14 protein-coding genes are annotated in these 21,477 nt (G+C 66.8%); 3 read left to right on the top strand and 11 right to left on the bottom strand.

Annotation, left to right across the window (positions count from 1 at the left end):
* Positions 1-32 precede the first annotated feature (32 nt).
* Positions 33-1,016: an aldo/keto reductase gene (locus PQ455_RS05900; RefSeq protein WP_273690080.1), complete on the bottom strand. Its 984-nt coding sequence runs from the start codon at positions 1,014-1,016 to the stop codon at positions 33-35.
* Between the two features lie 85 nt (positions 1,017-1,101).
* Positions 1,102-3,252 carry a TonB-dependent receptor gene (locus PQ455_RS05895; RefSeq protein ID WP_273690078.1) on the bottom strand — a complete coding sequence of 717 codons (2,151 nt, stop codon included), beginning with the start codon at positions 3,250-3,252 and terminating at the stop codon, positions 1,102-1,104.
* Positions 3,253-3,738: 486 nt separating this feature from the next.
* Between PQ455_RS05895 and PQ455_RS05890 the strand changes: the two genes are divergently transcribed.
* Entirely contained in the window at positions 3,739-5,655 is a 1,917-nt protein-coding gene (locus tag PQ455_RS05890) for a DUF8034 domain-containing protein (protein ID WP_273690076.1), read from the top strand.
* A gap of 203 nt (positions 5,656-5,858) precedes the next feature.
* Positions 5,859-8,717 (top strand): TonB-dependent receptor plug domain-containing protein, encoded by a 2,859-nt coding sequence (locus PQ455_RS05885; RefSeq protein WP_273690074.1) that lies wholly within the window; start codon positions 5,859-5,861, stop codon positions 8,715-8,717.
* Between the two features lie 94 nt (positions 8,718-8,811).
* Here the strand turns inward: PQ455_RS05885 and eda are convergent, their stop codons facing one another.
* The 3 genes from eda to PQ455_RS05870 all read right to left on the bottom strand — a co-directional run bounded on the left by eda (position 8,812) and on the right by PQ455_RS05870 (position 13,586).
* Positions 8,812-9,429 carry a bifunctional 4-hydroxy-2-oxoglutarate aldolase/2-dehydro-3-deoxy-phosphogluconate aldolase gene (gene eda / locus PQ455_RS05880; protein WP_273690073.1) on the bottom strand — a complete coding sequence of 206 codons (618 nt, stop codon included), beginning with the start codon at positions 9,427-9,429 and terminating at the stop codon, positions 8,812-8,814.
* 83 nt (positions 9,430-9,512) lie between these two features.
* Positions 9,513-10,505 (bottom strand): alpha/beta hydrolase, encoded by a 993-nt coding sequence (locus PQ455_RS05875; RefSeq protein WP_273690072.1) that lies wholly within the window; start codon positions 10,503-10,505, stop codon positions 9,513-9,515.
* Positions 10,506-10,562: 57 nt separating this feature from the next.
* The gene (locus PQ455_RS05870; protein ID WP_273690071.1) at positions 10,563-13,586 is read right to left on the bottom strand and encodes a TonB-dependent receptor; all 3,024 of its coding nucleotides are present in this window, start codon (positions 13,584-13,586) and stop codon (positions 10,563-10,565) included.
* A gap of 252 nt (positions 13,587-13,838) precedes the next feature.
* Between PQ455_RS05870 and PQ455_RS05865 the strand changes: the two genes are divergently transcribed.
* Positions 13,839-14,273, top strand: a complete 435-nt coding sequence (locus tag PQ455_RS05865) for a cupin domain-containing protein (protein WP_420542838.1) — start codon at positions 13,839-13,841, stop codon at positions 14,271-14,273.
* 149 nt (positions 14,274-14,422) lie between these two features.
* Here PQ455_RS05865 and PQ455_RS05860 read toward each other — a convergent pair whose 3' ends face one another.
* The 6 genes from PQ455_RS05860 to PQ455_RS05835 all read right to left on the bottom strand — a co-directional run bounded on the left by PQ455_RS05860 (position 14,423) and on the right by PQ455_RS05835 (position 21,449).
* A complete protein-coding gene (locus tag PQ455_RS05860; protein WP_273690070.1) occupies positions 14,423-16,006 on the bottom strand; it encodes a carboxylesterase/lipase family protein in 1,584 nt (527 codons plus the stop codon).
* Positions 16,007-16,105: 99 nt separating this feature from the next.
* On the bottom strand, positions 16,106-17,083 hold the full coding sequence (locus PQ455_RS05855) for a sugar kinase (protein ID WP_273691254.1): 978 nt from the start codon (positions 17,081-17,083) through the stop codon (positions 16,106-16,108).
* Positions 17,084-17,124: 41 nt separating this feature from the next.
* Entirely contained in the window at positions 17,125-17,880 is a 756-nt protein-coding gene (gene kduD / locus PQ455_RS05850) for a 2-dehydro-3-deoxy-D-gluconate 5-dehydrogenase KduD (protein WP_273690068.1), read from the bottom strand.
* An 11-nt stretch (positions 17,881-17,891) separates the two neighbouring features.
* Positions 17,892-18,725 carry a 5-dehydro-4-deoxy-D-glucuronate isomerase gene (gene kduI / locus PQ455_RS05845; RefSeq protein ID WP_273690067.1) on the bottom strand — a complete coding sequence of 278 codons (834 nt, stop codon included), beginning with the start codon at positions 18,723-18,725 and terminating at the stop codon, positions 17,892-17,894.
* A 20-nt stretch (positions 18,726-18,745) separates the two neighbouring features.
* Positions 18,746-20,188 (bottom strand): glucuronate isomerase, encoded by a 1,443-nt coding sequence (gene uxaC, locus PQ455_RS05840; RefSeq protein ID WP_273690065.1) that lies wholly within the window; start codon positions 20,186-20,188, stop codon positions 18,746-18,748.
* Between the two features lie 223 nt (positions 20,189-20,411).
* Positions 20,412-21,449, bottom strand: a complete 1,038-nt coding sequence (locus tag PQ455_RS05835; protein WP_420542837.1) for a LacI family DNA-binding transcriptional regulator — start codon at positions 21,447-21,449, stop codon at positions 20,412-20,414.
* Positions 21,450-21,477: the final 28 nt, after the last annotated feature.

Below are 21,477 nucleotides of genomic sequence, written 5' to 3'. Positions count from 1 at the left end.
TGCCCCCCGCCCGTCCTGGTGAATGGGTGGGATCAGAGGCCCGCGCGGGCGGCCTCGACCTCGGAATAGCGATCGCCGACGATGGCTTCGGGCGCGAAGATGGTCGCCAGTTCGTCCAGCTCGTCGGGGGTGAGCTTCACCTCCAGCGCGCCGAGATTCTGGTCGAGATATTCGGTGCGCTTGGTGCCGGGGATCGGCACGACCGACGTGGTGGCGTCATTCTGGCCGAGCAGCCAGGCGAGCGCGACCTGCGCGGTGGTGAAGCCCTTGCCCTGCGCGAACAGGGCGAGCTGATCGACGAGAAGCTGGTTCTTTGCGAGCGCGTCGGCCTGGAAGCGCGGCAGGGTCGAGCGCAGATCGCTGCCGGTCGACGAGCCGGACAGCTTGCCGGTCAGGAAGGAGCGGCCGAGCGGGCTGAACGGCACCATCGTGACGCCCAGTTCGCGGCAGGCGGGCAGCACCTCATCCTCCACGCCGCGCCACCAGAGCGAATATTCGCTCTCGACGGCGGCGATCGGGTGGACGGCGTAAGCGGCGCGCAGCGTGGCGGCAGAGACTTCGGAGAGGCCCAGCGCGCGGACCTTGCCCTGCTCGATCAGCCGCGCCATCGCGCCGACCGACTCCTCGACCGGCACGTCGGGATCGCGGCGGTGCATGTAATAGACGTCGATCACGTCCACGCCGAGCCGCTTGAGCGAGGCTTCGCAGGCGGCCTGGATATGCTCGGGCTTGTTGTTGACGCCGGGCAGGCCGTTCTCGCCCTTGGGCATCGAGCCATATTTGGTGCCGATGATGACGCTGCCGGCGGGCATGGTCTTCAGGAAGCGGCCGATCTGGCTCTCGTTCAGGCCGATGCCGTAGAGATCGGCGGTGTCGAAGAAGTTGATGCCCTTCTCGACGGCATGGGCCATCACCTTGAAGGCGCTGGCGTCGTCGTCGGCGGGCAGGCCGGCCGCGCCGAAGCCGAAGGCGGGCACGGTGAAGTCCGTGCGGCCGAAAGGTACGCGTTCGATCATGTCGGTCTCACTCGATAGGCGCCGGAAAGCCACGCGGCGCGGTCTGGCCCGGCGGGGAGACGATCCCCCGCCGCCGGGCGGTTACTCAGAATTTGAAGGCGACGGACACGCGCACCGTGCGCGGCGGGGCGTCGGCGATCATCAGCGCCGAACCGACCGGATCCCAGTAGGAGATGTAGTAACGGTCGAACACATTCTTCACGACCGCCGAAATCTTGATCTTGTCACCCGGCAAGGTGAAGCTGGTCGTCAGATCGAGCACCGCATAGCCATCGACCGGAAACTGGGTCGCCGCTTCGGTGAAGAAGTCCGACGTGACGTAGAGGCTGGGCGAGACGGCGAAGGTGCCGGCGCTGGTCGGCACTTGGTAATAGGTCGACAGCGTACCCGTCCACGTCGGCGCGCGCATCATCTGGCTGCCCGAATTGTCGCGCGTCACCGTGGCATAGGCCGTGTTGGTGGCGTTCGGCACATACGCGATGGCCCCGGGGAATTCCTTGTAGCGCGCGTGGGTGTAGGCGCCGTTGAAGGACACGCGGAAGTTGGGAGAGGGCCGGATCTGCGCCTCGACTTCGCCGCCGTAGATCTCCGCCCGGCCGACATTCTGCAACATCGTGATCGGCGGGTTGGCGAGGAAGTTGTACGAGCTGAGCTGCATGTCGCTATATTTGTAGAAATAGGCCGCCGTGTTCAGCGAGAACATGTCGCCCGCCGTCTTGAAGCCCGATTCCCAAGCCGTGATCTTCTCGGGATTGACCGGCGTGGCGCTGGCCGAGCTGGCGTTGAAGGTGCCGCTCTTGAAGCCCTTCGAGAAGGAGGCATAGACGTTGGTGCGCGGCGCCAGTTCGTAGCGGATCACCGCGCGCGGCGTCGCCTGCGTCCATTTCTTGTCGGTGTCGGTGGTGCGGGTGGTGAGGCCGAACACATAATCCTTGCGCTCGCTGGAATAACGCACGCCGCCGGTCAGGAAGAGATGGTCGATCGGCTCCCAGGTCGCGTCGGCGAAGGCGGCGAAGGCGTTGGTGGTGACGCGCGACGAGCGGGTGTTGGCGAAGGTGCCGTTGGTGAGCGTGCCGATCGTGTAGAAGGGAGCGTCGTCCCACTGGTAGAAATAGTTGGCGCCCAGGGTCCAGTCGAGCCGGCCGCCGCCCTTCGATCCGAGGATGAATTCCTGGCTGAACGTCTTGGTGTTGGTGCGCGAGATGATGTCGCTGATGCGGGCCGAGGTGCCGTCCAGATCGGTTTGCTGGCTGGTCTTTTCCTGCATGCCGCCGGTGTAGGAGGTCAGCGTCGCCCAATCGAAATCGAAGGACGAGGTGAGCGTGACCTGGCCGACCTTGGTTTCGCTCTTGGGCTGGAGGCCTTGCGAGTTCCGGTACTTCTGCGTCGTGACGATCGTGCCGGGGATCGAGAAGCCGGTCGTGGCGCGGCCGACGACGCGGTAGATGCGGCCTTCGGGATCGTTCGACTTGCTGTAGCGGGCCTGGAGCACGAACTTGGCCATGCTGCTCGGCTCGAACATGATCTTACCGCGACCCAGGAAGGAATGGTAATAGCCCTGCCGCTCGTTGTTGATGACGTTGCGGGTGAAGCCGTCGAAGTGGCGGTAGACGACGCTGGCGCTGGCGGCGAGCGTGTCGGTCAGCCCGCCCGTCAGGAAGGCGTTGCCGCGATAGTCGTTGTAGCTGCCATAGCCCGCCTCGAGCTTGCCGTGGAAATCGTAGCTCGGGTCGCGGGTGGTGATGAGGATGGCGCCCGCCGTGGCGTTGCGGCCGAAGAGCGTGCCCTGCGGCCCCTTGACGACTTCGATCTGCGAGATGTCGGCGAGGTCGAGGCCGTTCGACAGGTTGCTCGGCTGATAATAGCCATCCATGTAGATGGCGGTGTTCATCGAATTGCCGGTGCCCGACGTGGCGGTGGTGATGCCGCGGATGGTCGGCTGGAGGTTGGTGCCGAGAAGGTCCATGCGCAGGCCCGGCGTGACCTTCGAGATGTCGTAGAGGTGGCTGACGCTCTGCTCTTCCAGCTTCAGCGCGGAGAAGGCCTGCACCGAGACCGGCGTCGAGACGAGGGTGGAGGAACGGCGCTGCGCGGTGACGACGATGTCGCCGCCCTGCTCTTCCGGCGCCGGCTCCTCGGCGGCGGCGGCCGCGACGGGCGCCTCCTCGGCATAAGCGGCGGTGGCGGCCAGCGCGACCGGCAAGGTCATCAGGGCGACCAGCGCCTTTCGGAGCATCGGATGGCGCGATCCGGCAAGAGTTGGTCCGCTATTTGACCGATCCTGAACACTATTCGACATGACGATCCCCCAGTATATGGTTCCCCCTCTCGATCCCCATGCCTATAGTGACAAGCCGCCCACGCCATTCATCGATGGCTTCATATGGGTCTATACTGATCTGGCACGTTGTCTTTTGATAATCTTGTTCGTTCCCCGCCGCAGATTGCTTGGGCTTGGACGCAAGAGTAAGTCGCGATCGTCACGGCGGGCAAGGGCCATGGCGGCCACCCGATCCGAAATCATATGTGTGAACTGGGAGCCCGTGTCGCGCCATGGTTGGCAATCGCGATGGGTACGGGTTGAGCCTCACCATGCGCCGCACGCATCGCTTCATGCCACCTTTGGCTTGGCTGGCGACGGTACTTTTCCTTACGCTCCGGCCAAATCCCCAAAACAGGGGCGGCAACAGGGAGAGACGGGATGCGCGCGAGCCGGCGGGAAATGTTGCTGGGGTCCGCGGCGCTGGGCCTGACATCGGCGATGGCGGCCTGGCCGGCGCGGGCGGTGACCGCCCCTGCCCCGTTCGATATCTCGACCCCGATGGCGCCGCCCGAATGGGCGCTGCTGGAACGCGCCCTGCTCGATGCGCATACGGCGGCGTGCGAGGCCTTCTTCGCGCGCTATTTCGATCCGCGCACCGGCTATCTGCGCGCGATCGAGCGGTGGGGCGGCAACGACGGCCCCGACGACGCGATCGAGAACGTCAACGATTGGCCGCACATCTACCAGCTCGGCGGATCGGAGCGCATTCGCCAGCTCTATGAACTGGCCTATGAGGGCCATGTCCGCCAGTTCGCGGCGGCCAGAACCACTGAGGTGCCGATCGCCCGCCAGGGCATGTATTTCCGCGACTTCCCGGTGATGATGGACTGGCAGCATAATGGCGAGGGGATGTCGGTCTTCAACGTGATGGGGCTCGGCAACCCCTATGACAAAGCCTATCGCGACCGGGTGCGGCGCTTCGCCGATTTCTATACCGGCGCGGACCCCACCGCGCCCAATTACGACCCCAAGCACAAGATCATCCGCAGCCTCATCAACGGCAGCCGCGGCCCGCTGATGCGCAAGGCGACCCCGCTCGACTGGGCGGGCGACCCGATCGACCTGAGCGGGATCGACCAGTCCGCCGTCTTCCACGGCGAGCGGAATTTCGACGAGATGCTGGCCCACTTCAAGGGCTATGAGGATGTGATCGGCGATCATCCGCTGAACCTTCAGGCGACCGGCCTCGCCACCAACGCTTACATGCTGTCCAACGAGCCGCGCTATCGCGACTGGGTGATCGAATATGTCGACGCCTGGATCGCGCGCGCCAAGGCCAACAACGATCTGCTGCCCACCAACATCGGGCTGGACGGCACGATCGGCGGCACGGCGGGCGGCAAATGGTATGGCGGCGTCTATGGCTGGGGGTTCAGCCCGATCGTGCCGATGACCGGCAAGCCGGCCGACCGCAACCGCATCCCTTATACCTTCACCGGCTTCCTCAACCCCTATCTGCTGACCGGCGACGACAAATATCTCGACGCGTGGCGGCGCATGACCGACCGGATCAATGCCAATGGCAAGATGATCGACGGCAGGATGCACTACCCCACCATGTATGGGGACAGCGGCTGGTACGGCTTCAAGCCGCAGAAATGGGCGGTCGGCGCGCAGGACATCTATCTGCTGACGATGAAGCCGTCCGATCGCGCGCGGGCGCCCGACCATCCCTTCTTCCAATATCTCGACGGCAAGAACCCCGGCCTGCCGGTGCGTGCGCTACGCGAGGCGCTGGCGCATATCCGCGAGACCGGCGAGATGCTGCGCGCCGACACCTCGACCCCCGACACCCGCTTCGCCGATACGGTGATGGACCAGAATCCGGCCAGCATCACGCCGCTGATCGTGCTGATGCAGGGCGGATCGCATATCGCCCGGCCGGGCTGGTCGAACAATTCGCCCACCATGGGCGGCGCGCTGCAATTCTCGCGGCTGCGCTACTTCGATCCGGAGGCGAAGCGGCCCGGCGTGCCGCCCGACGTGGCGGCGCTGGTCGATACGCTGACCGCCGACGAGACCGGCGTCACGCTGGTCAACCTCAGCCAGAGCCAAGCCCGCACGATGACGATCCAGGGCGGCGCCTATGGCGAACACCAGATCCTGTCGGTATCGGACGGCGGCCCGGCCCGGCCGGTGGATGCCCGCGCCTTCACCGTGCGGCTGGAGCCAGGTGCCGGCGCGCGGCTGATGCTGCGGATGCGCCGCTTCGCCAACCAGCCGACTCTCGATTTCCCCTGGGGCGGCCCGCTGGTGGACGACAATCTGCGCCGCCCGCAGCAGGAGCGCGAGCCGCGGATGGCCCCGATATATTGAGCGCGGCTCATTCAATAGTTGAATAGATCAACCAAACATCCATGCATTTGCGACATCGATCGATTTGATATCAGCGATGGACGACGGCACCCCGGTCGGCCCATTTTACGATGGCTGTATGACACCGGTAGCAGACGGGCGTTGCGGCGGTTCCGATGAGCATATCGGCAACAAGTCTGAAGATTTTAAGGGGAGAGAGCGCCGTGGAAGAGTTTAGCCGCGCCAAGAATCACACTCGTTTGCTGCTGAGCACCGCCGCGTTCGTGGTTGCCGCATCGCTGACCAGCGCCGCCGTGGCGCAGACCCAGCCGACGCCGACCGCGCCCGTGCCCGCCGGCACCCCCGCAGCCGAACCCGCCGCCGTCGTCGCGCAGGCCGCCGCCGATGCCGGCGAGACCCCGACCGCCGGCGAGATCGTCGTCACCGGTTCGCGCATCGCCCGCAACGGCTTCTCCGCGCCGACGCCGACCACCGTGGTCGGCATCGCCGACATCCAGAAGGCGGCGCCCGCCAACATCGCCGATTTCGTCAACCAGCTGCCGCAGCTGAGCGGCTCGGCGACGACGCGCACCAACAACGCCAACACCTCGACCGGCGCCAACGGCCTGAACGCGCTTAACCTGCGCTCGCTGGGCACCAACCGCACGCTGGTGTTGCTCGATGGCCGCCGCGTCGTCTCCTCGGCCACCAACTCGGCCGTCGATGTGAACAACCTGCCCAGCGCGCTGGTCGAGCGGGTCGACGTGGTGACCGGCGGCGCCTCGGCGGCCTATGGTTCGGACGCCGTCGCCGGCGTGGTCAATTTCGTCCTCCAGAAGAAGTTCACCGGCATCAAGGGCTCGATCTCGGGCGGCATCACCGATCGCAGCGACGGCGAGAACACCAACGGCTATCTCGCCGCCGGCGCCCCCTTCGCCGACAATCGCGGCCATATCCTGGTCAGCGTCGAGGGCCTGTACCAGAAGGGCATCGGCTCGCTCGATCCGTCGAAGCGCAAGTGGTTCGACCAGACCAACCTGCTGCTCAATCCCGCCTGGACCGCGACCAACGGCCAGCCGCGCCGCATCATCCGCAACAACGTCAACAACCTGACCGTCGCGCGCGGCGGCGTCATCACGACGACGGCGCTGGCCAACACGCAGTTCGGCGACGGCGGCGTGCCGCAGCCGTTCGTGCGCGGCTCGATCATCTCCGATCCGCTGATGGTGGGCGGCAACTCCTACTACGAAACCAACACCGTCGCCCTCGATTCCAAGCTCAAGCGCTGGGCCGGCTACGGCCGTGGCAGCTATGAGCTGACCGACGACATCGAGTTCATCGCCGAAGGCTCCTACGCTTATGCGAAGACCGGCGGTGTCGCCGCCTATCAGCGGTATCCCGGCAACCTGACCATGTCGGCATCGAACGCCTTCCTGCCGGACAGCGTGCGGGCGCAGGCGGCCGCCGCCGGCGTGACGAGCTTCCGCTACGGCTATTCGACCGTCGATCTCGGCCAGCCCTACAACGAGGCCACGCGCGAAACCTATCGCGGTGTCGCGGCGCTCGAAGGCACCGTGTTCGACGACTGGAAATGGGACGCTTACTACCAGTACGGCCAGACCGACGCCGCGTTCGTGCTGCGCAACACCACCAACGTCGCCCGCTTCGCCGAGGCGATCGACGCGGTTCGCAACCCGGCCGGCCAGATCGTCTGCCGCTCGAGCCTGGCCGCGCCGACCAACGGCTGCGTGCCGCTCAACATCTTCGGCTACAACGTCGCCTCGCCGGCCGCGATCGGCTATGTGAAGGGCAATGCGACGCAGGATCTGACGATCAAGCAGAATGTCGCGGCGGCGGGCCTGTCGGGCGAGCCCTTCTCGCTGTGGGCCGGCCCCGTCAGCCTCGCGCTGGGCGCCGAATATCGCAAGGAGCAGGTTTCGGGCACCGGTGACGCCATCTCGGCGGTCAACGGCTGGTACACCGGCAATTTCAAGGGCACCAACGGCAGCTACACCGTCAAGGAAGCCTATGGCGAAATCGTCGTGCCGCTGGCCAACGACATGCCGCTGCTGCGCCAGCTGGAGCTGAACGCCGCCGGCCGCTACACGCATTACAGCACCACTGGTGGCGTCGAGACGTGGAAGGTGGGCCTCACCTGGAAGCCGATCGCCGACGTGCGGCTGCGCGGCGTGCGATCGCGCGACATTCGGGCGGCCAACCTCAACGAGCTGTTCGCGGCGGGCAATACCCAGTCGAGCGAGATCACCGATCCGGTCCGCAACGCCTCCTACCGGGCGACGCGCCTCATCATCGGCAACGTCAACCTGTCGCCGGAGAAGGCGGATACGACCAGCCTCGGCATCGTCTACAGCCCGTCGTTCCTGCGCCAGTTCACCGCCTCCTTCGATTATTATTCGATCAAGCTGAAGGATGCGATCACCTCGCTCGGCAGCCAGGAACTGGTCGATCGCTGCTCGCGCGGCGAAACGCAGCTCTGCCAGTATCTCACGCGGGACTCGGCCGGCTTCATCACCCAGATCGTCGCCTCGCCGATCAACGTGGCGCAGCTGAAGACCCGTGGCTTCGACGTGGAGGCCAGCTTCCGCCAGCCGCTCGCGGACGTGTTCAGCGGGATGGGCGGCACCGTTACCCTGCGCGCGCTGGGCAGCCACATCGCGCGCCGCACCACGATCAACGGCGGCGTCAGCACCGAAGCCGCCGGCCAGAACACCGGCGACGCGCCGAAGTGGCGCTGGTTCGTCACCGCCGGCTATGACGACGACAGCATCTCGGGCCTCGTCACGCTGCGCACCATCAGCAAGGGCGTCTACGACAATCTGTGGACCTCGGGCGTCGATATCGACAACAACCGGATCAAGGGCGTGGCCTATGTCGATCTGGCCGGCACCTATCGTTTCAACCTCGGCAACGTGAAGATGGAGCTGTTCGCCAAGGTCGAGAATTTCCTCGACAAGGATCCGCCGGTCGTGGCCGGCACCAGCGTCAGCGCGCTCCAGACCAACGTGGTGCTGTACGATGTGATCGGCCGCACCTACCGCGCCGGCCTGCGCTTCCGCCTCTGACAAAAAGGAAGGGGCGACGGTCATCCCGTCGCCCCTTCCTTTTTCGCCGATCAAACTGTCGCCGCCCGGATCACATCCGGGCGGCGCGGTCGTTTCAGCCCGCCTTCACCGCTGCGGCGGCGCGGGCGGCGGCGGTGATCTTCGCCGTGTCGGGCGCGCCGGCCGGGATCAGCCAGCTACCGCCGACGCACAGCACTTGCGGGATGGCGAGCCAATTGGGGGCGCTATCGACCGTGACGCCGCCGGTCGGGCAGAAGCGGCATTGGGCGAAGGGGGCGGCGATCGCCTTCAGCGCCTTGATCCCGCCGGACGCCTCGGCGGGGAAGAATTTGAAATGGTCGAGGCCGAGATCGAGGCCGCGCATGATGTCGCTGGCGTTGGCGGTGCCGGGCAGGAAGGGCGTGCCGCTGGCGATCACCGGCCTGGCCACACCATCGGTGAGACCGGGGCTGACGATGAATTTCGCGCCCGCGTCGATCGCGGCGGTCAGCTGCTTCTCGTTCAGCACGGTGCCGGCGCCGACGACCGCGCCCTCGACCTTGGCCATCTCACGGATCACGTCAAGCGCGGCGGGGGTGCGCAGCGTGACCTCCAGCGCGCGGATGCCGCCGGCGACCAGCGCCTCGGCGATCGGCCGGGCATAGGCCGCATCCTCGATGATGAGCACCGGGATCACCGGCGCGAGGGTCATGATGTCGGCGATATGGGCCATGGGAAACTCCGATTAGAGCGATTTCGAGGCGGATGGGATCATCCGCCGCCTCGGAAATCGCGGACGACAAAAAGCGGCTGAAATCAGCCAATACCCTGGGTTCGCGCCCAGGCAAGGAAGAGATCGGGCCACGCCTCGGCGGGCTTGCCCATCGCGCGGCGCAGGCCAAAGCCGTGGCCGCCGTGGGTGAAAAGGTGCGTTTCCACCGGCACCCCCGCCTTCTTCAGCGCCGCGCGATAGAGCAGGCTGTTCTCGACCGGCACGGTGGGATCGTCCTCGGCATGCACGAGGAAGGTCGGCGGGGTCTGCGCGGTGACATTGTGATCGGGCGAGTGGGCATCCTCCAGCGCGGCCGAGGCGCCCTTGCCGATCAGCAGTTCGCGCGATCCGGGGTGGGCGGTGGGCAGGCGCATGGACTGGACCGGATAGATGGGCGCCGACACATCGGGCCGGGCGCTGAGCGTGTCGGCCGCGTCCACCGGGGCATAGGTTTTCGCCGCCCAGCGGGTCGAGAGATCGGCGCAGAGGTGGCCGCCGGCGGAAAAGCCCATCGCCGCGATCCGCTCGGGCAGGAGCGCATAATCCTGGGCGCGGGCGCGGATAATCCGCATGGCGCGCTGCGCGTCGGACAAAGCCACGTCCGGCCCCGCCTGCCAGCCGTCGCCGGGCAGGCGATAGAAGAGGACGAACACAGTGAAGCCGCGCGCCGCCAGCCAGCGCCCGATCTCATAGCCCTCCTTGTCGATCACCACCCATTTATAGCCGCCGCCGGGCGTGACCAGCACCGCCGAACCATTGGGCAGGCGCGGGCGGAACACGACGAGGCGCGGGCGGGTGATGCCATAGACCGCGCGATCGGTGAGCGAGTCTTCCCTGCTGCGTTCGTCGACCGTCTCGACGAGCGGCTTGGCCGGCATCCCCGGCGCGCCGTTCGGCCACAGGTCGATCGTCTCGGCGGGCTCAGGCAGGCCCGCGACGCGGCGCTTCGCCGGCACATCGGGCGGCGCCGTTTGCGCGAAAGCCGCCGAGCCAAGGCTGGCGGCGGCGGCGAGCAGCAGGTTTCGACGGTCGATCACGGGGGCTCCATCGAAGAAATGGGACGCATCCCGGTGAGGATGCGTCCCAGTCGGGGGTTACATCTTGAAGCGCGCACCCGCCAGGAAGGTGCGGCCGAAGTGATTGTATTCGTAGTTCCGGTTGGCGGTCAGATCGGTGTAGCGATCGCGATATTCGTCGGTGAGGTTGGTGCCTTCCAGCGAAACCTCCAGCCATTCGGTCAGCTTGTAGCGGACCGAGGCATCGACGTTGATCGTCGAATTATAGCCCTCGAACACGTTGCCGGTGCCGGAATTGGCATCGACGTAGGGCCCGCGATAGGCGATCGACGCGCGCGCCGAGAACTTCTTGTCCTCATAATAGAGCGTCGCGTTGTAGCTGCGCTTCGACAGGCCGAACAGCGTGGTCGAGCGGGTGACCGCCACGTTCGGGCCGAAGGTGCAGGCCGCCGCCGCCGTGGCACCCGCGACGCAGGCGTTCGCCGTCGGCCCCGTGGTCGAATAGGTCGCCGAGCTGGAGATGAAGGTGGTGTTCGCCAGCACGCCGAAATTCTTGAGGAAGCCCGGCAGGAAGCGGAACGACGCCTGCAACGCGATCTCGACGCCCTTCAGCGAGGCGCCCGCGCCGTTGGTGATCGAGTTGATCGTCCACAGCTGGCCCTCCGGGTTGGAGGCGGCCGGCGACGACGGCGGGATGACGCCCAGCGGCAGGCCGGTCGAGGCGTAGGTGCCCGAGGTGGTGACGGCCACCGGGAAGCTTGACACGTCCTTCTTGAAGAAGGCGACCGAGAAGATCGACTGCGGCGCGAAATAATATTCGGCCGACAGATCGTAGGAGACCGCGCGGAACGGCTCCAGGTTCGGATTGCCGAAGCTGATGCGATAGTTGAAACCGTCGACCGAACCGCCCGGCGTGAGGTTGCCGAGCGACGGGCGGGTCATCACGTCGGCGATCGAGCCACGGATGATGAGCTTGTCCATCGGGAACAGGGCGATGTTCGCCGCCGGCAGCCAATCCTCGTAGGTGCGGTTCACCGTGACCGACAGGCCGTTGTTCAGGCCGGTCGATTTCTGGCGGGTCTGCGCATAGCGGATACCCGCGTTGAGCGCGTAGCGCAGGCCGAGCAGATCACCCTTGGCGTCGAACTGGAGGTAGCCGCCACGCACCTCCTCCACCACGTTGCGGATGTTGCCCGGATCGACCGCCAGCGGACGATTGTAGAGGCCGGTGAAATTGGCCGACGATTCGATGTTCGGGATGTAGAATTCGGTCGTCGTGCCGCCGGGCTGGCCCGCTTTGCCCAGCGTGAAGGTCTCGCCGAGACCGGTCGCGGCATAGCCGTAGACCGCGCTCGCGCCGAACACCGAAGAGGGCGAGCAGGTGATCGAGCCGAGCACCGCGTCCGGCCGCGCCGTCGTCGCCGTGGGGCAGACCACCGCGTCGCGGGTATAGGCCTCGCTGTCGAATTCGAAGCGGCGATAGACGCCACCCGCCTTCACGGTGAAGGCATCGGGCACGACATCCCATTCGGTGCGCAGCTGGCCGGTGCGGAACTTGTTGATCGTGGAGGACGGCCGGTCGCGGATTTCGGCGAGCTGGAAATTGGCCGGGTTCGTCACGCTGGTGCCGAAGGTGATCTTCGGCTGGCGCATGTCTGTATAATCGTAGCTGAAGCCGGTCGCGTCGCGATCGTCGAACACGAAGGTCGTTTCGACCGGGATCGACGCGTCCGACTTGGAGGTGCCGCCCAGCACGGTGAAGCGGAAGCGATCGGTGACGTCCTGATCCCAGCTGCCGCCGACCTGCCAGAATTTCGTCTGCGACTTGCGGAAATAATGTTCGGTGCGGACCCAGGCGTCGTTGAGCGTCGCCGAGATCATGTTGTTGTTGCTGTCGTAGGTGGGGTTCAGCACGTCGATCGAACGTTCGTTCGAGCGCAGCAGCACCTCGCCATATTTCTCCTCGCGCGTCTCCTTGAAGCGCGAGAACAGGCCATCGAGCGAGACCTTGGTGGCGTCGGTGGGCGACCATTGCACGCTGCCGGTGATGCCGAGGCGCTCGCGACCGTGGAAGATCGAGCCGTAGCGCGGGATGCGCGGGTGGAAGGCCAGCGCCGCCGTGTCGCAGGCGGTGCTGGGGCGGTAGAAGCCGCCGACGTTCGGCACGGCGGTGGTGCCGGTGTTGCTGTTGTAGAAGCAGGGCGTGCCGTTCACGCTGTCGAAGCGCGCCTGCGCCCAGCGGACGGTGTTGTTGCCCAGCTCGTAATTGTCGGTCTTGGAATAGGCCGCCGAGAGCGAGGTGCCGAAGGTGCCCGAGGGGTCCTTCCACGAAAGCAGGCCAGCAAGGCGGGGACGGGTGTTCTTCGACAGATCGTTGTAGCTGGCCTGCGCCGAGCCGACGAGCGTGAAGCCGCTCTTGCCGCCCAGCGGGTTGCCGGTGTTGAGATCAACCACGGCGCCGAGCGAGCCCTCGTCGAGCGAGGCCTCGGCGGTCTTGTGGACCACGATCGAGTTGAACAGCTCGGATGCGAACACGTTGAAATCGAAGGCGCGGTCGCGGTTGGCGCTGGCGCCGTCGGTGGAGGTGGCGACCGTCTCGAGGCCGTTCACCCGGACGCGGGTGAATTGCGCGCCGAGGCCGCGCACGGTGATCGCCCGGCCTTCGCCCGCGTCACGCTGGATCGAGATGCCGGGGATGCGCTGGAGCGATTCGGCGAGGTTCTGGTCGGGGAATTTGGCGATATCCTCGGCGACGATCGCATCGACCGCCGCGATCGATTCGCGCTTCACGTTGAGCGCGGCATCGAGCGAGCGGCGGAAGCCGGTGACGACGATTTCTTCGGCCGACGTGTCGGCGGTGGTGGCGGCGGGCGTGGTGACGGCGGCGGGATCGGCCGGCGACGCGGGGACCACGGCCGACTGCGCGGGCGACGGATCCTGCTGCGCGGGCGTGCCCGGCGCGGGCGAAACCGGGGTCTTGGCCGCCTGCCCCGCGGCAAAAGCCGGGCTCGTAGAGGCGGCCGCCACCAGCATCGCGCCCATCGAGACGCCGGCGAGGCGCGCGACGGCGGCGCCCTTCACGCGAGAAATCGTTGAAATCATGACCACTCCCTTTCGATCGCGTGACCCGCGATGCTTACGACACCGGTGCCAGGGCACCTGCCGAAGAGAAGGCTGAGGGGAGGCCGGTGGACGCCGTTGCGGTGGCGTCGTCCTTTGGGGGCGTTCCTCTCCGGGTGCTGCATGCTGCATGTCTACCCGCCGGCCTTGTCTTCTCTGGTAACCGGTGTCATCAGTTATTCCAGCGGATCGGCCGATGTCAACAGATGTCGGAATGTGGAGGAGGATTGCGGGATGCTGAACGCTCTGATGCCGATTGTTATTGGCCTGTCCGGTCTTGCCGCCGCCGCCGAGCCGGCCCCTGCCCCATCCGGCGGTCGCCCCCTGCTCGTGATCGACGAGCAGACGGTGAAGAAGGACGAGCCGACCCCGCATGGCAAGATCGGCATGAGCACCGCCTTCCGCATCAGCGACGGCGTGCCCGGCCGCACGATGGAGTTCCGCAAGCGCATCCTCCACGTCGGCTCGGCGATCGGCGCGCATCCGATCGACCATGACGAGGTCTATTATGTCGTCTCTGGCACCGGCGAGGTGATGTCGGGCGCGGAGACAAAGCCGATCACACCGGGCATGGCGGCCTATCTGTATCGCGGCGAGACGGTGGGGATCAAACAGGTCGGCAAGGCGCCGCTGGAGCTGATTATCGCCTATCCCGTGGTGGTGAAGTGATCTGAAGTTCCTCCCCAAGCTTGCTTGGGGAGGGGGACCATCTGCGGAGCAGATGGTGGAGGGGTCATGCGCAACGGTGAGGCAAACCCCTCCACCACCGGCTGCGCCGGCGGTCCCCCTCCCCAAGCAAGCTTGGGGAGGATCTTTTTCTACGTCCCCGGCTGGATATACGGCACCCGCGCGAACAGCTCCCGCTCCCACCTGCGCGGGTCGTTCTCCACCCGACTGGCCGCATCGAAGATCATCGTGGCGCGCGTGGTGAGATCGTAGCGCGGCCACACCGCCAGCCCCGCGTGATTCGGATCGCCCGCCTTGGCGAACGCCACGAAGCTCTCCTGCATCGCCCGGCTCGCCGCGCGCGCATCCTCACCCGTGCCCGTCTGCGATCCGGCGGCGTCGAGCGTGCCGAACACCAGCGGGATATCCATCGTGTGGAAGGCGCCGCGCCGGGGATCGGTGCGCGAGGCGAAATCGACCTGGTATACGTAACCCGGCGCCCCTGCCCTCGCCCGCTCCTCGGCCTCGATCACTTGGCCCCGCCAGCTGCGCCCGGCGGTGGTGGCGCCGTAGAATATGTCGAGCGGCGACCAATCGGGATAGTGCCGGCGATATTCCGCCACGACCCATTCGGGCAGGATGTCGATCCGCAATTCGGGCGCCATGCGCGCCGCCACATTGCTCCAGTCGAGCCCGCGCACCTTGGGCGAATCGAGGCCGATGAAGGCGCGCGTCTCGTCATGCGTGTTGCCGAGCATCATCGGGATCGACAGGCCCTGCGGGTTGGCGTCGGGCCAGAAGGGATGGCGGACCAGCCAGCGCATATCGAGCACCGGCCCGAAATAGACCCCGCCGCCGAGGATCGGATCGGTCGCGTCGAGCGCGTCCACCAGCGCACCGACCGGCTTGTCGAGCAGCGCGCCGAGATCGCCTTCCTTCACCCCCAGCCTGCCGAGATAGGCCCGCGCCCGCGCCGTGGCGTTGAGTGGGCCGGAGGCGGTGACCTGCTGCCCGCTCATCGTCGCCGCGCGCGAGAACAGCCCTTGGGCGGCGGGCATCCCCATCATGGTCGCGATCTTGGCGCCGCCGCCCGACTGGCCGAACACCATCACCCGCGCCGGATCGCCCCCGAAAGCCGCGATATTGTCGCGCACCCATTGCAGCGCGAGGATCAGGTCGAGCTGCCCGGCATTGCCGCTATCAGCGAAACGCGGGTCGAGCCGGGCAAGGTAGAGATAGCCGAGTGCATTGAGCCGGTGATTGACCGTCACCACCACCACGTCGCCGCGCGCGGCCAGGCGGTGGCCGTCGTTGAGCGGATCGGTGACGCTGCCGTTCGAATAGGCCCCGCCGTGGATGTAGAGCATCACCGGCTTGGCCGGGCCCCGGCGTGGCTCGGCGCTCCAGATGTTGAGGAACAGGCAATCCTCGGACTGGGGCTGGTAGCGATCGTCGGACTGGGGGCAGACCGGGCCGAAGCCGCGCGCTTCGATGCGCTTGCGTGGGGTGGCCACCGATACGGGCGCGCGGAAGCGCTCGGCGCGGCCGTAGCGGATGCCCTTGAAGGCGGTGACCTCGTCCTGCCGCTCGCCGATGAAATCGCCGGCAGCGGTGCGGACGATCGTGTCGGAGGTGGCGGCGGGTGCGGCGGTGGCGAGAAGGAGCGCGCCGCCCGCGCCTATCACCGACCGGCGGGTCCAGTTGTTATTGGCAAACGCGGACTCTTTACGGTCCATTATCTCTCTCCCGTTCGTCCCGAGCGAAGTCGAGGGACGTGCCCCGCGCGCCAGGTGTCTCGACTTCGCTCGACACGAACGGTCGGGAATTGTTTACCCCTACCGCCGCACGTCCAGCCCGCCCGCCAAGAACGCGTCGATATCGGCCTGCCGGAACAGCGCCGCATCGCCCGGCAGGGAGTGTTTGAGGCTCGTCAGCGCAAGCCCGACCTGCGCCGCCCGCGCGATATCCCCGCCCTGGCGCAGCGCGTGGAGCACACCCGAGGCAAAGGCGTCGCCGCCGCCGATGCGGTCGACGATGCCGGCCAGCACGACCTCCTCGGTCTGGGCATGGCCTTCGCGGTCGTCGAGGCGGGCCGAGAGGCGGTGGGTATCGACATTGTCGACATGCCGCGCGGTCGAGGCGATGATCTGGAGCTTGGGGAAAGCCGCGAAGGCCGCGTCCGCCGCCTCGCGCCGCCGATCCTCGCCGTCGCTCGAGAAATCCCTGCCCAGCAGCAGCGCGATATCGCGGTGGTTGCCGAAGAGGATGTCGGCGGTGGCGACCAGCTTCGTCAGGATCGAGCGCGGATCGCTGTCCCACCGCTCCCACAGCTTCGCGCGATAATTGCCGTCGAAGGAGATGGGGATCCCGCGTGCCGTCGCCGCCTCGGCCGCCGCCACGGCGGCTTCGGCCGGCACCGGGCCGAGCGCGGGGGTGATGCCCGACAGATGCAGCCGATCGACCCCGGCCAGCAGGCTATCCCAATCCCACGCATCGGCCGGCGCCTCGGCAAAGGCGGAGCCGGCGCGATCGTAGATCACCTCGGTCGCGCGCATCCCCGCGCCGGAGGTGACCAGATACAGCCCCATCCGCTCGCCGCCGAGCTGGATGGTCCGCGTATCGATGCCATGGCCGCGCAAGGTGGAGATCGCCGAGCGGCCGAGATCGTTGTCGGGCACGCGGCTGACGAAGCCGACATCGTGGCCGAGCCGCGCCAGCGCCGTCGCGACATTGGCTTCGGCCCCCGCCACCCACACGTCCAGCTTGGGCGTCTGGAGCAGCAGCTCGCGCCCCGGCGGCGAGAGCCGGAGCATGATCTCGCCGAAGGCGAGGAAGCGACCGGTGGCGGGCTGGCTCACCGGCCCATCCAGCCGCCATCGACCACCAAGGTATGGCCCTGGACATAATCGGAGGCCGGCGCGGCGAGGAACACCGCCGCCCCGCCGAGATCGCTCGCCTCGCCCCAGCGGCCGGCCGGGATGCGCTCGAGGATCTGGCGGTTGCGGGTTTCGTCGCCCTGCAAGGCGGCGGTGTTGTTGGTCGCGATATAGCCGGGGGCGATGGCATTCACCGTCACCCCCTTGGTCGCCCATTCGTTCGCCAGCAGCTTGGTGAGCCCGCCGACGCCCGACTTGGACGCGGTGTAGCTCGGCACGCGGATGCCACCCTGGAAGGTCAGCAGCGAGGCGATGTTGATGATCTTGCCATAGCCCTGGCCGATCATGTGACGCCCGGCCGCCTGGCACAGGAAGAACAGCGACTTGAGGTTGGTATCGACCACGGCATCCCAATCCGCCTCGGTGAAGTCGACCGAATCCGCGCGGCGGATGATGCCGGCATTGTTGACGAGGATGTGGAGCCCGCCGAGCTTCTCCAGCGTCTCGTCCACCACCCGCTGCACCGGCTCGATGCTCGACAGATCGGCGGAGACGATCTCGGCGCGGCGGCCGAGCGCGCGGACCTTCTCGACCGTATCCTCGGCCGGCGTGCGGCCGACGGCGGCGATGTCGGCGCCGGCTTCCGCCAGCGCCACCGCGATCGCCTGGCCGATGCCGGTGTTGGCCCCGGTGACGATCGCCACCTTGCCGCTCAGATCGAACATCTTGCTCATGGATGCTGCCCTTACTGAAGCTGGCAGATGTCGAGGACGTTCATGTCCGTATAGTCGAGATTCTCGCCGCCCATCGCCCAGATGAAGCCATAGGATTTGGTGCCCGAACCCATGTGGATCGACCACGGCGGGGAGATGACGGCCTCCTCATTGGCGATGGCGATGTGGCGCATCGCGTCCGGCTCGCCCATGTAATGGAACACACGGTCCTTCTCGGCGAGGTCGAAGTAGAGATAGATCTCGCTGCGGCGATCGTGGAGGTGCGGCGGCATCGTGTTCCACACGCTGCCCGGCTCCAGCACCGTCAGGCCGAGCAGGAGCTGCGCGCTCTCGCACACGCCCGGAATGACCAGCTGATAGATGGTGCGCTGGTTGGATTCCTCCAGGCTGCCGCGCGCCAGCGGATTGGCGATGTCCAGCGTGATCTTCTTGATCGGGCACACCTTATGGGCGGGCAGCGACGCCAGGTAGAAGCGCGACTCGGCGCCCTCGAACACCACGTCGGTCGAGCCCATCGGAATGTAGAGACATTCCTTGTTGCCCAGCTCGAACCGCTCGCCGTCCACCGTGATCGCGCCCGCGCCGCCGATGTTGACGGCCGCCAGTTCGCGCCGCTCGAGGAAGGGCTTGCCCGCCGCCGACTTGGGCTCGGTCTGCGCCGGCAGGGTGATGCTGCCGCCGGCCGGCACCACGCCGCCGATCACGAACCGCTCGTTGTGCGAATAGTTGAGGACGATCTTGCCGGCCTCGAACATGCCGCCGACGAGATAGCGGTCGCGCAGCGATTCGTTGTCCACGCACTCCATCATGTCGGGGTGCGTCGCGTGATAGGTTTTCTCGAACATGATAGTCTCCGGGTGAGAGATCAGGCCGCCTTGGCGGCAGTGAAGGGCTCGTCGATGCGATAGGCGCGACGAACGAGGCCCGAGGTGAGTTCCTGCGCCAGTTCGGCCGCTTCCCAATCCTCGATCCGATGCTCGGCGACGAGGCGGGCGAGGAAGGCGCAATCGACGCGGCGCGCGACATCGTGCCGCGCCGGGATCGAAAGGAAGGCGCGGGTGTCGTCGTTGAAGCCGACGGTGTTGTAGAAGCCGGCCGTCTCGGTGGTCATCTCGCGGAAGCGGCGCATCCCCTCGGGGCTGTCGTGGAACCACCAGGAGGGGCCGAGCTTGAGGCAGGGATAATGGCCCGCCAGCGGCGCCAGCTCGCGCGCGTAGACGCTCTCGTCCAGCGTGAAGAGGATGACCGACAGATCGGTGCTGGTGCCGAAGCGATCGAGCAAAGGCTTGAGCGCATGGACATAATCGGTGCGTGTCGGGATGTCGGCGCCCTTGTCGCGGCCGTGGGTGGCGAACAGCCCGGCATTGTGGTTGCGAAAGGCGCCGGGGTGAATCTGCATCACCATCCCGTCCTCGGCCGACATGGCCGCCATCTCGGTCAGCATCTGCGCGCGGAACAGTTCGGCGTCGGCCGGCGTCCAGTCACCGCCGGTCACCTTCAGGAACAACGCCTCGGCCTCGGCGGGCGAGAGATTGGCGGTCAGCGCGGTCGGGTGGCCATGATCGGTCGCGGTGGCGCCGGCGGCGCGGAAATCGGCACGGCGTTTGGCGTGGGCTGCGAGATAGCCCTTCCAGCTATAGACATCCTCGCCGGTCCAGCCCGCAAACCGCTCCATGGCGTTCGCGAAGCCCTCATTCTCCACATCGATCACCGCATCCGGGCGATAGGTCGTGACGACCCGCCCGCCCCAGCCCGAAGCGTGGATCGCGTGATGCGGCGCCAGATCGTGCTGCGGCCCCTCGGTGGTGGCGAGGAAATCGATCTTGAAGCGATCGAACAGCGCGCGCGGGCGGAAGGCTTCGCTCGCCAATTTCTCGTTTATCGTGTCGAAATAGAGGTCGGCGGTCGCCGCCTCCAGCGCCACGTCGATGCCGAACACCTCACCGAACACATGATCGAGCCACAGGCGCGAGGGCGTGCCCCGGAAGAGCGTGTAGTGGCTGGCGAACAATTTCCACGCCGCGCGCGGATCGGTCGCGGGCACGCCGCTTTTGCGCGGGATCGCCAGCGCGTCGAGATCGACGCCCTGCGAATAGAGCATCCGGTAGATATAATGGTCGGGCGCGAGCAGCAGGCTGGTCGCGTCGGTCCAATTCTCATTCTCGGCGAACCAGATCGGATCGGTGTGGCCATGCGGGCTGACGATCGGCAGATCGGCCACCTCGGCATAGAGCGCGCGCGCGACGCTCCGCGCCGACGGGTCGCTGGGGAAAAGGCGGTCCGGATGGAGTTCCAGTCGCCGTGCCATGCCATCCTCCTTCGCCGTTCTGAACCGGGCGGTGGGCTCAGGTAACCGGTGTCAGGCGATCGTGCAAGCCGGTAGACATTGTGATCCGCCCTTCCGATAAACCTTCCCGTTCGCCCCGAGCGAAGTCGAGGGGCGTGAGGCCGGAGCCGCCGCTTGGGGCACGCCCCTCGACTACGCTCGGGACGAACGGATCATCCTAGGATCCACCGACGCCCCTTATGACCTACCGACTCGGCGGCCCCACAGACGCGCGGCGCACCAATGTGGACAACAGCATCGACGGTTCGGGCACCACCTCTCCGCCATCGACGCCCGCGATCAGCTTCAGCGCGCCCGATCGCCCCATCGACACGCTCGGCCAGCGCACCGTCGTGAGCGGGGGCCAGACCTGCGAGGCGATCGGCGTGTCGTCGAAGCCGATGATCGAAAGGTCACGCGGAATGTCGAGGCCGCGCTGGCGGGCGGCGAACATCACGCCGGCGGCCATCGTGTCGCTGGACGAGAAGATCGCCGTGGGGCGTGGGGTCTGCTCCAGCAGGCGCTCGGCCGCGACGAGGCCCGATTCGAAGGTGTAATTGCCGTCCGCGATCAGGCTGCGGGGCAAGGGGATGCCGGCGGCGGCGAGCGCCTCCTCGAACCCCTGCCGCCGTTCCTTGGCGGAGCGGAAGCCGTGCGGGCCGGCGACCAGGCCGATGCGCTGGTGGCCCTGCGCGATCAGATATTCGGTCGCCTCGCGCACCACCTCGCGGTCGTTCGACGCCACCATATGCTCGTCGTCGTCGAGCACCGCCGAACACATGCGGACATAGCGACAGCCGAGTTCGACACAGAGCTTCACGATCGCGTCATTCTCGCTGATCGGCGGCATCAGGAAAACGCCGAACAGCCTCTGCCGCTCCAGAAAGGTGCGCAGATCATCCAGCATCGTCGGCGAGCCGCGACTGAGCGGGCGGACGACCATTTCGAATTCGCTGTCGTGCAGCGCTTCCAGCATGCCGCGCTGGACGTTCATGATCGTCTGCGCGTTCGGATTGTCGTGGACCAGGCCGATCAGGTAATTGCGGCGCAGCGCCAGCGCGCGCGCCTGCGGATTGGGCACATAACCCAGTTCCGCGATCACTTCCTCCACCTTGCTCCGCGTCTCGCCGTTCAGTTGCGACGACCGGTTGATGACCCGGCTGACGGTCTTCTTGGAAACGCCGGCGATGCGCGCGACGTCGTTGATGGTGGGCTGGCCGGTCTTCTTCACGGGCTCAGGCATAGCTGCCGGCCTCCCCTCCGGCTAGTCT

Origin of the sequence: Sphingomonas naphthae (assembly GCF_028607085.1) — a bacterium.
GTDB lineage: Bacteria > Pseudomonadota > Alphaproteobacteria > Sphingomonadales > Sphingomonadaceae > Sphingomonas_Q > Sphingomonas_Q naphthae.
Note: the sequence above shows the minus strand (reverse complement) of the source record. Positions and strands in the feature narration are given on the sequence as shown.

Bases quoted from the DNA above. Each gene is read 5' to 3' on its own strand.
- PQ455_RS05865 (WP_420542838.1), top strand. From the start codon at position 13,839: ATGCTGAACGCTCTGATGCCGATTGTTATTGGCCTGTCCGGTCTTGCC.
- PQ455_RS05860 (WP_273690070.1), bottom strand. From the start codon at position 16,006: ATGGACCGTAAAGAGTCCGCGTTTGCCAATAACAACTGGACCCGCCGG.
- uxaC (WP_273690065.1), bottom strand. From the start codon at position 20,188: ATGGCACGGCGACTGGAACTCCATCCGGACCGCCTTTTCCCCAGCGAC.
- kduD (WP_273690068.1), bottom strand. From the start codon at position 17,880: ATGAGCAAGATGTTCGATCTGAGCGGCAAGGTGGCGATCGTCACCGGG.
- PQ455_RS05890 (WP_273690076.1), top strand. From the start codon at position 3,739: ATGTTGCTGGGGTCCGCGGCGCTGGGCCTGACATCGGCGATGGCGGCC.
- PQ455_RS05835 (WP_420542837.1), bottom strand. From the start codon at position 21,449: ATGCCTGAGCCCGTGAAGAAGACCGGCCAGCCCACCATCAACGACGTC.
- PQ455_RS05900 (WP_273690080.1), bottom strand. From the start codon at position 1,016: ATGATCGAACGCGTACCTTTCGGCCGCACGGACTTCACCGTGCCCGCC.
- kduI (WP_273690067.1), bottom strand. From the start codon at position 18,725: ATGTTCGAGAAAACCTATCACGCGACGCACCCCGACATGATGGAGTGC.
- PQ455_RS05855 (WP_273691254.1), bottom strand. From the start codon at position 17,083: ATGCTCCGGCTCTCGCCGCCGGGGCGCGAGCTGCTGCTCCAGACGCCC.
- PQ455_RS05870 (WP_273690071.1), bottom strand. From the start codon at position 13,586: ATGATTTCAACGATTTCTCGCGTGAAGGGCGCCGCCGTCGCGCGCCTC.
- eda (WP_273690073.1), bottom strand. From the start codon at position 9,429: ATGGCCCATATCGCCGACATCATGACCCTCGCGCCGGTGATCCCGGTG.
- PQ455_RS05895 (WP_273690078.1), bottom strand. From the start codon at position 3,252: ATGCTCCGAAAGGCGCTGGTCGCCCTGATGACCTTGCCGGTCGCGCTG.